12 protein-coding genes are annotated in these 13,745 nt (G+C 68.1%); 6 read left to right on the top strand and 6 right to left on the bottom strand.

Annotated features, from left to right (window positions below; all coding sequences use genetic code 11):
* Nucleotides 1-103: 103 nt before the first annotated feature.
* Nucleotides 104-2,590, bottom strand: coding sequence for a DNA gyrase/topoisomerase IV subunit A (locus AMK34_RS33050; RefSeq protein WP_038518688.1), 2,487 nt, complete (start codon nt 2,588-2,590; stop codon nt 104-106).
* Between the two features lie 29 nt (nt 2,591-2,619).
* Nucleotides 2,620-4,671, bottom strand: coding sequence for a DNA gyrase/topoisomerase IV subunit B (locus tag AMK34_RS33045; RefSeq protein ID WP_038518686.1), 2,052 nt, complete (start codon nt 4,669-4,671; stop codon nt 2,620-2,622).
* A 230-nt stretch (nt 4,672-4,901) separates the two neighbouring features.
* Between AMK34_RS33045 and AMK34_RS33040 the strand changes: the two genes are divergently transcribed.
* Nucleotides 4,902-5,843: a hypothetical protein gene (locus tag AMK34_RS33040; protein ID WP_241832915.1), complete on the top strand. Its 942-nt coding sequence runs from the start codon at nt 4,902-4,904 to the stop codon at nt 5,841-5,843.
* On the opposite strand, the gene AMK34_RS33035 is transcribed toward AMK34_RS33040, so the two are convergent.
* Nucleotides 5,827-7,251, bottom strand: a complete 1,425-nt coding sequence (locus tag AMK34_RS33035; RefSeq protein WP_073847947.1) for a glycoside hydrolase family 76 protein — start codon at nt 7,249-7,251, stop codon at nt 5,827-5,829. The two genes, AMK34_RS33040 and AMK34_RS33035, sit on opposite strands and share 17 nt — an antisense overlap.
* Before the next feature lie 135 nt (nt 7,252-7,386).
* Here AMK34_RS33035 and AMK34_RS33030 point away from each other — a divergent pair, with 135 nt between their 5' ends.
* Entirely contained in the window at nt 7,387-8,460 is a 1,074-nt protein-coding gene (locus AMK34_RS33030) for an LLM class flavin-dependent oxidoreductase (RefSeq protein ID WP_073847946.1), read from the top strand.
* Nucleotides 8,457-9,038 (top strand): FMN reductase, encoded by a 582-nt coding sequence (locus AMK34_RS33025; RefSeq protein ID WP_073847945.1) that lies wholly within the window; start codon nt 8,457-8,459, stop codon nt 9,036-9,038. The genes AMK34_RS33030 and AMK34_RS33025 overlap by 4 nt, the downstream gene beginning before the upstream one ends.
* A gap of 304 nt (nt 9,039-9,342) precedes the next feature.
* Here AMK34_RS33025 and AMK34_RS33020 read toward each other — a convergent pair whose 3' ends face one another.
* The gene (locus tag AMK34_RS33020) at nt 9,343-9,684 is read right to left on the bottom strand and encodes a YciI family protein (RefSeq protein ID WP_073847944.1); all 342 of its coding nucleotides are present in this window, start codon (nt 9,682-9,684) and stop codon (nt 9,343-9,345) included.
* A gap of 128 nt (nt 9,685-9,812) precedes the next feature.
* Between AMK34_RS33020 and AMK34_RS33015 the strand changes: the two genes are divergently transcribed.
* The 3 genes from AMK34_RS33015 (at nt 9,813) to AMK34_RS33005 (ending at nt 11,868) form a co-directional block, all read left to right on the top strand.
* The gene (locus AMK34_RS33015) at nt 9,813-10,226 is read left to right on the top strand and encodes a PGPGW domain-containing protein (protein WP_037346915.1); all 414 of its coding nucleotides are present in this window, start codon (nt 9,813-9,815) and stop codon (nt 10,224-10,226) included.
* A 29-nt stretch (nt 10,227-10,255) separates the two neighbouring features.
* A complete protein-coding gene (locus tag AMK34_RS33010) occupies nt 10,256-10,924 on the top strand; it encodes a TetR/AcrR family transcriptional regulator (protein WP_073848025.1) in 669 nt (222 codons plus the stop codon).
* Nucleotides 10,925-11,010: 86 nt separating this feature from the next.
* Complete coding sequence (locus AMK34_RS33005; protein WP_073847943.1) at nt 11,011-11,868, top strand: oxidoreductase; 858 nt, start codon at nt 11,011-11,013, stop codon at nt 11,866-11,868.
* A gap of 59 nt (nt 11,869-11,927) precedes the next feature.
* On the opposite strand, the gene AMK34_RS33000 is transcribed toward AMK34_RS33005, so the two are convergent.
* Nucleotides 11,928-12,752 carry an ABC transporter permease gene (locus AMK34_RS33000; RefSeq protein ID WP_073847942.1) on the bottom strand — a complete coding sequence of 275 codons (825 nt, stop codon included), beginning with the start codon at nt 12,750-12,752 and terminating at the stop codon, nt 11,928-11,930.
* Entirely contained in the window at nt 12,742-13,638 is an 897-nt protein-coding gene (locus AMK34_RS32995; protein ID WP_073847941.1) for an ABC transporter ATP-binding protein, read from the bottom strand. Before AMK34_RS32995 ends, AMK34_RS33000 begins: the two co-directional genes overlap by 11 nt.
* Nucleotides 13,639-13,745 lie beyond the last annotated feature (107 nt).

Genomic DNA, 13,745 nt, shown 5'->3' with positions numbered 1-13,745 from the left:
TGATTGGAGGCGGAACTCGCGTGACTGGAGGCGGAACTCGCGTGCTTGGGGCCGGAACGGCTCCAAGCACGCGAGTTCCGCGCTCAATCACGCGAGTGCGGGGTCAGTCGCGTTCGATGAGGTGACCGACGACCTCCGGGCCGGGGTGCGCGTGGCCGGAGCCGTCGCGGCGGAGGTCGACTTCGGGGAGTTCCACCGGGTCGCCGTTGCGGGCGGCACCGGCCGGACGCGGGCCGATCCAGCCGACGATCAGCCGCGTTTCGCCCTTGAGGAACCGCTGCGCCCGGACACCACCGGTCGCGCGGCCCTTGGCCGGGTACTCGCTGAACGGGGTCACCTTCACACTCGCGCCGGTCGCGGTGACGACCATCGGCTCGCCGTGTTCGGCGTCGTCGGTGCGGATCGCGCCGAAGAAGACCACTTCCGCCTCGCCGCGCACGACGATGCCTGCCATGCCGCCGCCCTTGAGACCCTGCGGCCGCACCAGCGAAGCGGCGTAGCGCAGCAGTGACGCTTCGGACGACAGGAACGCCAGCGTCTCGTTGCCGTCGGTGAGCCAGGTGGCGCCGACGACCTCATCGCCGTCCTTCAGGCTGATCACGTCGAACTCGTCGGAGCGGACCGGCCATTCCGGCGCGCACACCTTCACGACGCCGTGTTTCGTGCCGAGCGCGAGGCCGGGGGAGCCGGCGGCCTGTTCGCCGAGCGGGGCCAGGCCGATGACGCGCTCGCCCTTCTCCAGCGGCACCAGTTCCTTCGCGGCCATCCCGCCGCGAAGCGACACGGTGCCCGCCTGCTCGGGCAGCACCGGCAGCGGCAGCACGTCGGTCTTGAACGCGCGGCCACGGTTGGTCACCAGCAGCACCTGCCCGCGTGCGGTCGAATGGACCACCGCGGCCACCGAGTCGTGTTTGACGCGGCCGTTGCGGCGCCGCACCTCCGACGCCTCCTCCGATTCCGCGGCCGTCCGCGCGACCAGCCCGGTGGCCGACAGGATCACCTGGCACGGATCGTCGGCGACCTCCAGCGGACCCGACGGCTTCGACGCGGCGAGGACCTCCTTGAGGTCGCCGTCGATCAGCGCGGTGCGGCGTTCGGCGGGGGAGTCCTTGGCGACCTTGGCCAGCTCGGCCGAGACGACCTTCTTCAGCACCGACTCGTCGTCGAGGATCTTCGACAGCTCGGCGATCTCCTCGCGCAGCTTGTCCTGCTCGGACTCGAGCTCGATCCGGTCGTACTTCGTGAGCCGCCGCAGCGGGGTGTCCAGGATGTAGGTCGCCTGGATCTCCGAGAGCTTGAACCGCTTCATCAGGCCGTCCTTCGCGGCCGCGGCGTTCTCGCTCTCGCGGATCAGCTTGATCACCTTGTCGATGTTGAGCAGGGCGATCAGCAGACCGTCGACCAGGTGCAGCCGCTCTTCGCGCTTGCGGCGCCGGTACCGCGTGCGGCGGGTGACGACTTCGTAGCGGTGGCTGAGGAAGACCTCCAGCAGCGCCTTGAGCCCCAGCGTCTGCGGCTGCCCGTCCACCAGCACCAGGTTGTTGATGCCGAACGACTGCTCCAGCGGCGTGAGCCGGTACAGATCCGCCAGCAGCGCCTGCGGGTTCACGCCGACCTTGCATTCGATGACCAGCCGCGTGCCGTTCTCGCGGTCGGTGAGGTCCTTGACGTCGGCGATACCGGTGAGCCGCTTGGACTTGTTGACCTCGTCGGTGATCTTCTCGATCACCTTCTCGGGGCCGACGCCGTACGGCAGTTCGGTGATGGTGATCGCCTGACGCCCGCGGCTGCCCTCCAGTGGCCCGGTCTCGGCGCTGGCGCGCATGCGCACCACCCCACGGCCGGTCTCGTACGCGCGGCGGACCTCGTCCAGCCCCAGCAGCGAGCCGCCGGTCGGCAGGTCGGGACCCGGGACGAACTCCATCAGCTTGTCCAGCGTGGCGTTCGGGTGGTTGATCAGCCACCGCGCCGCGCCGATGACCTCGGTCAGGTTGTGCGGGATCATGTTGGTCGCCATCCCGACCGCGATCCCGGAAGTGCCGTTGACCAGCAGGTTCGGGAACGCCGCGGGCAGCACGGACGGCTCTTCGAGCGAGCCGTCGTAGTTCGGCCGGAAGTCGACGGTGTCCTCGCCGAGCTCACCGACCAGCAACATCGCCTCGGGGGAAAGCCGCGCCTCGGTGTATCGGGAGGCGGCCGGGCCGTCGTCGGGGGAGCCGAAGTTGCCGTGCCCGTCGACCAGCGGGACGTTGAGCGAGAAGTCCTGCGCGAGCCGGACCATGGCGTCGTAGATCGCCGTGTCGCCGTGCGGGTGGTACTTGCCCATCACGTCGCCGACCACGCGGGAAGACTTCACGTACGCGTGCGTCGGCCGGTAGCCGTTCTCGTTCATCGAGTACATGATCCGGCGGTGCACCGGCTTCAGCCCGTCCCGCGCGTCCGGGAGCGCCCGCGAGTGGATGACCGAATACGCGTACTCCAGGTACGAATCCTCGATCTCCGTCTTCAGCGAGTTGTCGAAGACGTTCGCGCCTGGCTTGTCGAACGCTGACGGGTCGACCTTGGTCGTGGTGCCCTTACGGCGTGCCATTGCTCAAAGCTCCTTGAATAGCAACGAAATCAGGCGTCGATGGCTTCGCGGTCGACCCGGTCGGAGGATTCGACCAGCCAGTTGCGGCGCGGCTCGACCTTCTCGCCCATCAACAGTTCGAGCGCGTTCTCCGCGGCTTCGACGTCGTCGAGGGTGATGCGGCGGACCGAGCGGGTGGCCGGGTTCATCGTGGTGTCCCACAGTTCGTCGGCGTCCATCTCGCCGAGACCCTTGAACCGCGGCACCGGCGTGACGATCTGCTTGCCGGCGCGTTCCAGCTCCGCGAACTTGGTCTCCATCTCCTTCTGGGTGAAGGTGAAGTGGGTTTCCGGGTTGCGGCCCTTGGTGACCAGTTTGTGCAGGGGCGGCATCGCGGCGTAGAGCCTGCCGTCCTCGATGACCGGCCGCATGTACTTCGCGAACAGCGTGATCAGCAGCGTGCGGATATGCGAACCGTCGACGTCCGCGTCGGCCATCAGGATCACCCGGCCGTACCGCATGGTCGACAGGTCGAACGTGCGCCCGCTGCCCGCGCCGAGCACCTGCACGATGGAGGCGATCTCGGCGTTCTTCAAGGTGTCGCCGAGCGACGCCTTCTGGACGTTGAGGATCTTGCCGCGTAAGGGAAGCAGCGCCTGGTACTCCGACACGCGCGCCATCCGCGCCGAACCGAGGGCGCTGTCACCCTCGACGAGGAACAGCTCGCTGCGGGAGACGCCGGTGGTGCGGCAGTCGACCAGCTTCGGCGGCATCGCCGCGCCTTCGAGCGCGGTCTTGCGCCGGGCCGCGTCCTTCTGCTGCTTCTGGGTGAGCCGGACGCGTGCCGCGTCGACCACCTTCTGCAGCACGATCTTCGCCTCTGACTTGGTCTTGCGCTCTTCGGTCCAGGAGCGGATGTGCTTGTCGACGACGCCCTGGATGACGCGGGTGATGCCGGCAGTGGACAGCTCGTCCTTGGTCTGCGAGGTGAACTGCGGCTCCGGCAGCCGGACGTGGACGACCGCCGTCATACCTTCGAGCACGTCCTCGACGGTCGGCATGTCCTCCTTGGGCTTGAGCAGCCCGCGGGTTTTGGAAATGGCGTCCTGCAAGGCTTTCAGCACCGCGCGGTCGAAACCGCGGCGATGGGTGCCGCCGTGCACGTTGCGGATGGTGTTGGTGAAGCATTCCACCGTGCGCTCGTAGCCGGTGCCCCAGCGCAGCGCGACCTCGATCTCCGCGTGACGCACCACATTGGACTGCATGACACCGCTGGCGTCGGCCGCGTTCTCCTTGTACGTGCCCTCGCCGTTGATGATCAGCGTGCCGCAGACGGGCTTCTCGCTGTCCGGGGCGAGGAAGTCGACCATGTCGGCGAGGCCGTTGGGGAAGTGGAAGGTCTCTTCGCTGATCGAGTCGTCGACGGCGGTGCGCAGCACGTACGTGACGCCGGGGACCAGGAACGCGGTGTTGCGCATCTTCGCGCGGACACCCTCGACGTCGAGCGCGGCGCCGCTCTCGAAGTAGCGCGAGTCGTACCAGTACCGGATCGACGTGCCGGAGCGCTCGCCGCGCTTCATCTTGCCGGTGACGTTCAGCCCGGACTTGCGGGTGAACTTGGCCTTCGGGCCCGGCCCGTCGAACACGCCGGGGACGCCGTGCGCGAACGACATCTGGTGGACCTTGCCGCTCTGCTTCACCGTGACGTCGAAGCGGTGCGACAGCGCGTTCACCGCCGAGGCGCCGACACCGTGCAGACCGCCGGAGGTCTTGTAGCCCGAGCCGCCGAACTTGCCGCCCGCGTGCAGCCTGGTCAGCACCAGCTCGACACCGGACAAACCGGATTTGGCGTGCGTTCCGGTGGGGATGCCGCGGCCGTCGTCGTCGACCTGGACGCTGCCGTCGGCGTGCAGGGTGACCACGATCTTCGTGGCGTGACCCGCCACGCCCTCGTCGGTCGAGTTGTCCACGACCTCGGAGAACAGGTGGTTGATGCCGCGGCTGTCGGTGGAGCCGATGTACATCCCGGGGCGCTTGCGGACCGCTTCCAGACCCTCGAGATGCGTCAGGTCGTCGGCCCCGTACAGGGTCTCAGCAGTCACTGGGTACTTCTCCTGGAGTCGTGGCTCGCGAACTAGCTCGTGGAGGTGGTGTTCAACGCGACACCGTACTGGAGGATATCCGTCCCCTCCGACAGCTTCGTTCTCCCGAGCCCCGCGTGTGGCGCATCACCCTGTCCCGATGGGCGGGTCACGGCTGGGGAAAGCGGCTTCCTCAAGGCTCGGATGAGGCGTTATCGTTTCCGGTGTCACAGGGTGACGGGGGGAACAAGGTGGCCGTCGGAACCGGTCCCACACGCGTCTCGACCGCACAACGCGTCGTGAGTCTCTGGTATTTCGTGGTGGTCATCGGGTCGTTCGGGATGCTCGCGCCGATACCGGTCGCGCACGCCGCGATCCGGCTTCGGCGAGGGATCCTCTGGCTGTTCGTGCTGGGTTACGGCGGCATCGCCGTCGCGATGATCTTCCTGCTGGAGCGGGCGGCGGCGGAGGGCGAGTCGGAGGCGATGTTGTCGTTCGCATGGCTCTTCGGCACGATCCTGTTCGTCACCGCGACCTGTGTCCACCTCGCGCGGTTGCGGACGAAGATCCTCTACCCGCCGCCGGCGGCGTGGGTCGAGTCCGGCATGCATTGCGGGCTGTTCTCGATCGACATCTCCGGATTCGGGCAGGTCGGCCGCAGCAGCGAGGTCTTCGTCCAGGTCCGGCGGATGCTCTTCGGCGTTCTCTCCACCGCCTTCGAGGCCAGCGGGATCGCCTGGGAGGCCTGCCTGAAGCGCGACACCGGGGACGGCATGATCGTCGTGGTCCCGCCGCATTTCCCGAAGTTCCGGCTGGTGTACCCGCTGCTTTCGCGGCTGACCGCGGAACTGGCCCGGTACAACGTCGTCACCGAGCCGGCACTGCGGATCCGGGTGCGGGTGGCGATCCACGCCGGCGAGATCGCGCTCGACGAGTACGGCGTGACGGGACGGCCGAAGGTGCTGCTCGCCCGGCTGCTGGACTCGCGCGTGCTGCGGGACGCGCTCGCCGAAGCGCCGGACGAGGCGCCCGTGGTGGTGCTCGTGTCGGACCGGTTCCACGAGGACGTCCAGGACCAGGGCGGCCCCGGTCTCGACACGATGAGCTACCGGCAGGTGCTCGTGCACGAGAAGGAGACCGAGGTCCGCGCCTGGCTGCACGTCCCGGATCCGGTGTTCAGAGAGCTGCCGTGAGGACCTCCAGCGCGCTGTGCTGACGGGCGGCGTCGATCTTGTCGACCGGTCCCGCCCAGCGCAGGCCGTGCTGATCGAGCGACGTGCGGTTGTTCGCGATCGTCGAGTTCGCTTGGCGCGTCAGGTAAGCGCGGTACGGTCTGCCCGCCAGCGCCCGGTCGAGCTCGCCGAGGCCCCTGGCGTACGCGCCCTTGAACGACGGCCCGTCGGCCCCGCAGTCGCCGGATTCGCACGGGTCGCGCAGGATCCCGTCCGAGTGCAGGAGTGACGTCGTGGTGGATGCGTCCGCGAGCCGCCGGGCCGTGGTGAGCAGGGTGGCGTCACCGGTCGCGCGCCGCAGTTCGACGAGCGCGCCGAGGACGATGCCCTGGTTGTAACTCCAGACGGCCTGGCCGTTGTTGGCGCAGGAGGCGTTCAGGCCGTCGTTGATCAGGGCGCTCCCGTTGATCATGCCGCTCGCGCGGAACCAGTCCCAGACCTCGCGTGCCCGCGCGAGCTGACGCGTGTCGCCGGGGATCCGGTTGTGCAGGGACGCGGCCACCTTGACGTACAGCTCGTTGGTGACGGCGTTCTTGTACGTCTTCGCCGTCGACCACCAGAGCCCGCCGCCGCAGGTCCCGTCACGGTAGGAGTACATGTAGTCCGCCGCGATGACGGCGGTGTCGAGGTAGCGGCGGTCCTTCGTGAGGTCGTAGGCGCGGATCCAGGCGAGCGCCCACCAGCCGGTGTCGTCGATGTATTCGTTCGTGAAGTTGTCGCCACGGTTGCGGTCGAAGGTGTTTCCGATGGCGTAGCGGTAGTTCTGCGAACCGGTTCGCGTGCTGTAGTCGAGGATCGCGGTGAGCGCGTTCGCCGAGTTCCACCAGCCCGTGGTCTGCCAGAGTCCCGTGCCGTTGTCGTAGAACTGCATGAGCGCGGTCGCCGCGGCTTCGGTGCGGTCCTTGGCGGCGACCGTGGTGCGGAACCACGGCGTGCAGGCGATTTCCGGCCGGTTGCCGGCCTTTCCGCAGGCGCGCAGGGCGCCGAAGCGGTGGGTGGCGGGGTCGTCGACGTTGAACATCAGGGTGCGCCAGCCGCGTTGGCCGTCGGGGATCTTCGTGTCGCCGATCCGGCTGTCGCCGGCCCAGGTGCGGCCGCCGTCGAAGGAGCGGTCGAGCCAGACTTCGTCGCCGGGGTCTCCGTTGGCGATGCTGCCCCAGCCCATGTCGTCGCCGTCGGAGAGGTGCAGCGTGATGCCGCGACCCCAGACGGACGCCGTGCCGGGTCTTCTTTCGCCGACGGCCAAAGCGGGGTCGCGGCTGTCGCAGTACTTGGCGCAGATCGTCGCCGCGACGGTGGGTTCGGGAGTGGTGGTGGCCGGAGTGAGAGCGAATGTCAACGTTGTCACAAGCAGGGAGGTGAGCCACATGGATTCGAGTGTGGGGGCGGTCACTTTCCGGGCCGATCAAGTCACCCTTTCAGCCCGCGTCGATGGTCTGGAATACTTCTTGCGTGCGTGAAGTTGAACGCTCAAGCAATGTAACCCCGGCCTAGGGAGCAGGTCATGCAGTTCGGAATCTTCACGGTGGGCGATGTGACGACCGACCCGACCACCGGGGAGGCGCCCAGCGAGTACGAGCGGATCAAGGCGATGGTGCGGATCGCGCTCAAGGCCGAAGAGGTCGGTCTCGACGTCTTCGCGACCGGCGAGCACCACAACCCGCCCTTCGTGCCTTCGTCGCCGACGACGATGCTCGGCTACATCGCCGCGCAGACGTCGAAGATCATCCTTTCCACGTCGACCACGCTGATCACCACGAACGACCCGGTGAAGATCGCCGAAGATTTCGCGATGCTGCAGCACCTCGCCGACGGCCGCGTCGACCTGATGATGGGACGCGGCAACACCGGCCCGGTGTACCCGTGGTTCGGGCAGGACATCCGGCAGGGGATCCCGCTGGCCATCGAGAACTACCACCTCCTGCACCGGTTGTGGCGCGAGGACGTGGTCAGCTGGTCCGGCAAGTTCCGGACGCCGCTGCAGGAGTTCACCTCGACGCCGCGGCCGCTCGACGGTGTCCCGCCGTTCGTCTGGCACGGCTCGATCCGCAGCCCGGAGATCGCGGAACAGGCCGCCTACTACGGCGACGGGTTCTTCGCGAACCACATCTTCTGGCCGAAGGAGCACTTCCAGGCACTGATCGACCTCTACCGCGAGCGGTACGAGCACTACGGGCACGGCAAGGCGGACCAGGCCATCGTCGGACTGGGCGGACAGGTGTTCCTGCGGCCCAAGTCGCAGGACGCGGTGCGGGAGTTCCGGCCGTACTTCGACAACGCGCCGGTGTACGGGCACGGGCCGTCGCTGGAGGAGTTCACCGAGCAGACGCCGCTGACCGTCGGCAGCCCGCAAGAGGTGATCGACAAGACGCTGAGCTTCCGCGAGCACTTCGGCGACTACCAGCGTCAGCTGTTCCTGATGGACCACGCCGGCTTGCCGCTGAAGACCGTGCTGGAACAGCTCGACCTGCTGGGCGAGCACGTGATCCCGGTGCTGCGCAAGGAACTCGACTCGCTTCGTCGTTCTCACGTTCCGGAAGCCCCTACGCACGCTTCTCGTTTGGAGGTCTTGGCATGACCACGATCGCTGTCGTCACCGCGGGATTGAGTCAGCCGTCCTCGACGCGGCTGCTCGCCGACAAACTCGCCGCGGCGGTTTCCGTCGCGCTGCCGGACGTGAAGATCGAGGTGATCGAACTCCGCGATCTGGCCGTCGACGTCACGAAGAACATGCTGACCGGGTTCCCCTCCCCGGCCCTGCGGGCGGCCATCGACACGGTGACCACCGCGGACGGCCTGATCGCCGTGACACCGGTGTTCACCGCGTCGTACAGCGGGCTGTTCAAGTCGTTCTTCGACGTGCTGGACCAGAAGGCGCTCGACGGGAAGCCGGTCCTGATCGGTGCCACCGGCGGGACCGAACGGCACTCGCTGGTGCTCGACTTCGCGCTGCGTCCGCTCTTCGCCTACCTTCGCGCGGAGCCTGTCGCGACGGCGGTGTACGCGGCTTCATCGGACTGGGCGTCTCCGGGCGACCTCGACAAGCGGGCGTCGCGGGCCGGGCGGGAACTCGCTTCGCGGCTGTCTTCGGATTCGCCGGCCGGAGCGCCGGAGAGCGGGTTCGTGCCGTTCGAGCAGCTGCTGGCCGGTGGGTGAGCAAGGGACCTTTGCTCTCTTGTGTTCTCGTGAGCACTCACGAGGCGCGTTCAGAGACCCCTCCGCGACCGGTCCTGTCACGACGGGGTGTGTGGATATGGGGACCTTGAATGTCCCTATATCCACACACCCTTCACTTGCGGTGACATTGGACGCTCGCCGCGGCACGGTCGAGTGGGGAGGATTTGGGACGTTGGACGTCCCAAATCCTCCCCACTCACCGATATCGGCTCCACCGCGGCGGCGGGACGAGGCCAAGCCGCGCAGGTAAGCAAACACCAGTCCTTGCCACTGACTCGCGCATTCAGGGGGTCGGCCAGACCGGCCGGATCTCGATGGTCGCGAACTTCGCCACCGGATGCTTCGCCACGACCTCGATCGCCTCGTCGAGATCGGCGCACTCGATCAGGTCGTAGCCGAGGATCTGTTCCTTCGTCTCCGCGAACGGCCCGTCCGAGACGAGCAGTTCGCCGTCGCGGTGGCGCACGGTGGTCGCGGTGGCCGCCGACCGGAGCCTGCTGCCGGACAACCGCACTCCGCGAGCGGTCATCTCGTCGACCCATTCCTGGGTCCGTTCGTCCAGCGGGTCTTCGCAGTCGTCCGCGCCGGGGAACGGCGTCCCGCAGATCAGCAACATGTAGCGCATCGGTCCTCCTTGGTCGAACAGTTCATCACCCCGACGAACGGTCTCCTCCGAAACAGACCGTCAGGACCAGCGCTTTCCCGTCCCGACCGGCACAATCGACGGAAAGGGACGACGGCGAGGAGACGACGGTGGGCATCGGAAAACCCGTGAAGCAGGCCCTGATCCTGATCGCGGGCATCATCCTGCTGGCGGTCGGTATCGCGCTGCTCGTGCTGCCCGGGCCCGGGTTGCTGCTGGTGCTCGCGGGTCTGCTCGTGCTGGCCTCGGAGTTCCCCGCGGTGGAAAAGTACGTCGATCCGATCCGCGACAGGGCGATGAAGGCGGCCGAGGACAGCGTTTCATCCCCGCTGCGCATCGCCGGTTCGGTGCTGGCGGGGCTGGGGCTGCTGGCCGCCGGGATCGTCTGGGGTCTGGTGCCGGGATTGCCCCTCGCGGGCTGGAGCACCGGATCGAGCTTGATCCTTTCCGGGCTCATCCTGTTCGCGTTGCTGATCTGGAGCTACAAGCGGGTGCAGGCGCGGAGGTCCGCGAACGCCGAATAACAGCCGGGTGGTCTGGTACCGTGCGCCGCGTGGCACCCGACTTCCAGCGCGCACGGCGGCCGGAACAGGTCGAGGCCCGGCGTGCGGCGATCCTCGGCGTGGCGCGCGAACTCCTGGCCGAGCGGCCCGTCTCCCGGATCAGCCTGCGGGAACTGAGCGATCGGGTGGGCCTGGCGAAGTCGAACGTGCTGCGGTACTTCGACAGCCGTGAGGCGATTTTCCTGGAGGTCTTGGACTCGGTCTGGGTCTCGTGGCTCGACGAGCTCGAAGGCGAGCTGAGCGCCCTCGACGGTCCCGGCTACGAGCGAGTCGCCACCGTCATCGCGACGTCGATCTCGCGGCAGCGCCTGCTCTGTGAGCTGATCAGCACGATGGCCGCCGTGCTGGAACGCAACATCTCCGTCGAGACCGCGCGGACGTTCAAGACGCGGGCCGGCGAACGGACCGAACGGCTCGCCGCCATCGTCCGCACTCAAGTCGCGTTGGACGCCGAAGCGGCAGGCTATTTCGCGAAGGCCGTCTTCATCCTCGTCGCGGGACTGTGGCCCTATGCGAACCCAGGAGAGGCCGTGGCGACGGTCCTGGCCGAACGCGGAGCGCCCACCGGCCACGCGATGTTCGTCGACGGGTTGACCGAGGGGCTGGCGAACCAGCTGGTCGGCCTGGCCGTTCGCGCAGGTCAGAGCCCCGAGTGGTAGCAAAGGTCCCTTGCTCCCTTCCCGCACGCGCCGGTCGGCGAGAACCTGCCTAAGGTGAGCGGAACCCACTCGTACAAGGAGCGATCATGAGCCCAGGCGGCACCCACACCCTCGGCGATCTCACCGTGAGCCGGATGGGCTACGGCGCCATGCGGCTGTCCGGCCCCGGCATCTGGGGTCCGCCGAGCGACCGCGACGCCGCGATCGCGGTCCTCCGCGAGGCGGTCGAGCTGGGCGTGACCCACATCGACACGAGCGACTTCTACGGTCCGCACACGACCAACGAGCTGATCCGCGAGGCCCTGCATCCGTATCCGGACGAGCTGCACATCGTCACGAAGGTCGGCGCGAAGCGGTCCCCGGACAAGGGCTGGCCGTCGGCTCTGTCGCGTGAGGAGCTGACGTCCGCTGTCCACGACAACCTGCGCAACCTCGGCCTCGACGTGCTCGACGTGGTCAACCTCCGGCTCGCGGGGGAGCACGGCGTCTTCCCGATCCCGGTCTCGATCACGGAGCCGTTCGACGTGCTCGCCGAGCTTCAGCAGCAGGGCCTGATCCGGCACCTCGGCCTGAGCCACGTGTCGGCGGAGCAGGTCAAGGAAGCGCGCGCCATCGCGCCGGTCGTCTGCGTGCAGAACGAGTACAACGTCGCGAACCGCGCCAACGACGGGCTCCTCGACGCCCTCGCGGCCATCAACATCCCGTTCGTGCCGTACTTCCCGCTCGGCGGGTTCACGCCGCTGCAGTCCGGCGTGCTCGACGACTGTGCCCGCCGGGTCGACGCGACGCCGATGCAGGTCGCGCTCGCGTGGCTGCTCCAGCGGTCGCCGAACATCCTGCTGATCCCGGGCACGTCCTCGCCCGCGCACCTGCGGGAGAACGTCGCCGCCGCGGACCTGGAGCTGCCGGCGGACGTCCTGGCGGATCTCGACGCCCTCGCCTAGCCGTCCGTGAAGGCCTCCTTCACTACCTTGAGGGTAGGGAAGGAGGCCTTCACGGACTTTCAGAGGACATCCCGGCGCCGCAGCAGCCAGCCGCCGAGACCGGCGAAGACCACCAGGTAGCCGGCCACCACCAACGTCGCCTGAGAGGCGCTGACGAGTTCCCCGACGCCCGGCGTCGCGCCCGAAGCGCCGAGCGACGCCGCCAGCGAACCGGCGTTGGCTCCCGGCAGCGCCAGCTGAAGCGTGCCGACCCAGTCCACCAGCGGGGCCGCGACCCCGAACAGCAGGTTCTGCACCACCAGCAGCCACACCAGGCCGAGCCCGATCGGTAGCGCGACCCCACGCATCGCGATGGCGAGCGCCGCGCCGAGTGCCGCCCACGTCATCGCGATCAGCCAACCGGCACCGATCCCCGTCAGCAGCGATCCGAAGGACGGCCAGTTCATCGGCTCGCCCTCCGAAGAGGCGATGAGCGTGCTGGTGATCGCGCCGGTCGCGAAGCTCGTCACGACGACGGTCAGCGACGCGACGGCCAGCGCGAACAACTTTCCACTGTAGACGGTCAGTCGCGAAGGTCCTTGCGTCAGAACGGTCTTCCAAGTGCTCCAGCCGTATTCGGTGCCGACGGCCAGCACCCCGAGCACGAGCAGGATCGCCCCGAGGAACACCGGCAGTCCGCCGATCGCGTTGCCGACCAGGTTGGACGGCAGGGTCGCGGCCAGCCCGCGATCGGTACCGGGAGCCCCGCTCGACGAACCCGCCGCGCCCGCGAGCGGCAGCAGGTAGGTGAACGTCAGGCCGAGCACGACCGCGATCCCCAGCATGAACCAGTTCGCCGGACGCCGGACGAGTTTCGCCAGCTCGGCGGTGCAGCTACCCCACATGACCTGCCACCTCTCCGGTGAGCTCGAAGAAGACCTGTTCCAGATCCCGTTCGCGGACGTGCAGTTCACGGACCGCGATCCCTTCCGTGACGAGTTCGCGGTTGAGCCACGCCGCGCGTTCCGGGTCGACGGTCAGATCGAGCCCGGTCCCGCTCTCGCGCACGTTCTCCGCGCCGATCCGGCGCCGCACCAGATCGGCGGCACGCACGATCTCGTCGGACTCGATGTGCAGCACCGTGCCGCCGCGGAGTTCGGCGACGGTGTTCTCCGCGACCAGCCGGCCGCGGGAGACGACGCCGACGCGGTCGCAGATCTGCTGGACCTCGCCCAGCAGATGGCTCGACAGCAGCACGGTGCAGCCCTCCGCGCCGAGCCGCCGGATCAGCACCCGCATGTCGGCCATCCCGGCCGGGTCGAGCCCGTTGGTCGGCTCGTCGAGGATCAGCAGCCGCGGGTCCTTCAGCAGTGCCGCCGCGACACCGAGCCGCTGTTTCATGCCGAGCGAATAGGTGGAGTACCGGTCCTTACCGCGATCGGCGAGGTCGACCATCGCGAGCACTTCGCCGACGCGGAGCGGATCCGTTCCGCTGTAGCGGGCCAATACCTTGAGATTGTCCGAGCCGGAGAGGTAGGGGTAGAACCCCGGCGATTCGATCAGCGCGCCGACCCCATCGAGGTCACCGGGCGGCCTGCCGAACAGCCGGACGCTGCCGGAGGTGGGCCGGACGAGGCCCAGCAGCATCCGCAACGTCGTCGTCTTGCCTGCGCCGTTCGGGCCGAGGAATCCGTAGATCTCGCCGGGCAGCACGGTCAGTTTCATCCGGTCGACGGCGAGTTGTTCGCCGTACCGTTTCGTGAGTTCGTCTGTGTCCACGGGAAGGTTCATGGTGACGAATGGTGTCGCGGGGGAGGACTTCGCCACATCCGTTCACGAGCGGCACTTCGCGTACGTCGCCGGACGTAGCCGGATGGCCGGAATCCTGCGACATCTGT

It is taken from the genome of Amycolatopsis sp. CB00013 (genome assembly GCF_001905755.1).
Lineage (GTDB): Bacteria > Actinomycetota > Actinomycetes > Mycobacteriales > Pseudonocardiaceae > Amycolatopsis > Amycolatopsis japonica.
Note: the sequence above shows the minus strand (reverse complement) of the source record. Positions and strands in the feature narration are given on the sequence as shown.

Bases quoted from the DNA above. Each gene is read 5' to 3' on its own strand.
- AMK34_RS33050 (WP_038518688.1), bottom strand. From the start codon at position 2,590: ATGGCACGCCGTAAGGGCACCACGACCAAGGTCGACCCGTCAGCGTTC.
- AMK34_RS33035 (WP_073847947.1), bottom strand. From the start codon at position 7,251: ATGTGGCTCACCTCCCTGCTTGTGACAACGTTGACATTCGCTCTCACT.
- AMK34_RS33030 (WP_073847946.1), top strand. From the start codon at position 7,387: ATGCAGTTCGGAATCTTCACGGTGGGCGATGTGACGACCGACCCGACC.
- AMK34_RS33025 (WP_073847945.1), top strand. From the start codon at position 8,457: ATGACCACGATCGCTGTCGTCACCGCGGGATTGAGTCAGCCGTCCTCG.
- AMK34_RS33020 (WP_073847944.1), bottom strand. From the start codon at position 9,684: ATGCGCTACATGTTGCTGATCTGCGGGACGCCGTTCCCCGGCGCGGAC.
- AMK34_RS33005 (WP_073847943.1), top strand. From the start codon at position 11,011: ATGAGCCCAGGCGGCACCCACACCCTCGGCGATCTCACCGTGAGCCGG.
- AMK34_RS33000 (WP_073847942.1), bottom strand. From the start codon at position 12,752: ATGTGGGGTAGCTGCACCGCCGAGCTGGCGAAACTCGTCCGGCGTCCG.
- AMK34_RS32995 (WP_073847941.1), bottom strand. From the start codon at position 13,638: ATGAACCTTCCCGTGGACACAGACGAACTCACGAAACGGTACGGCGAA.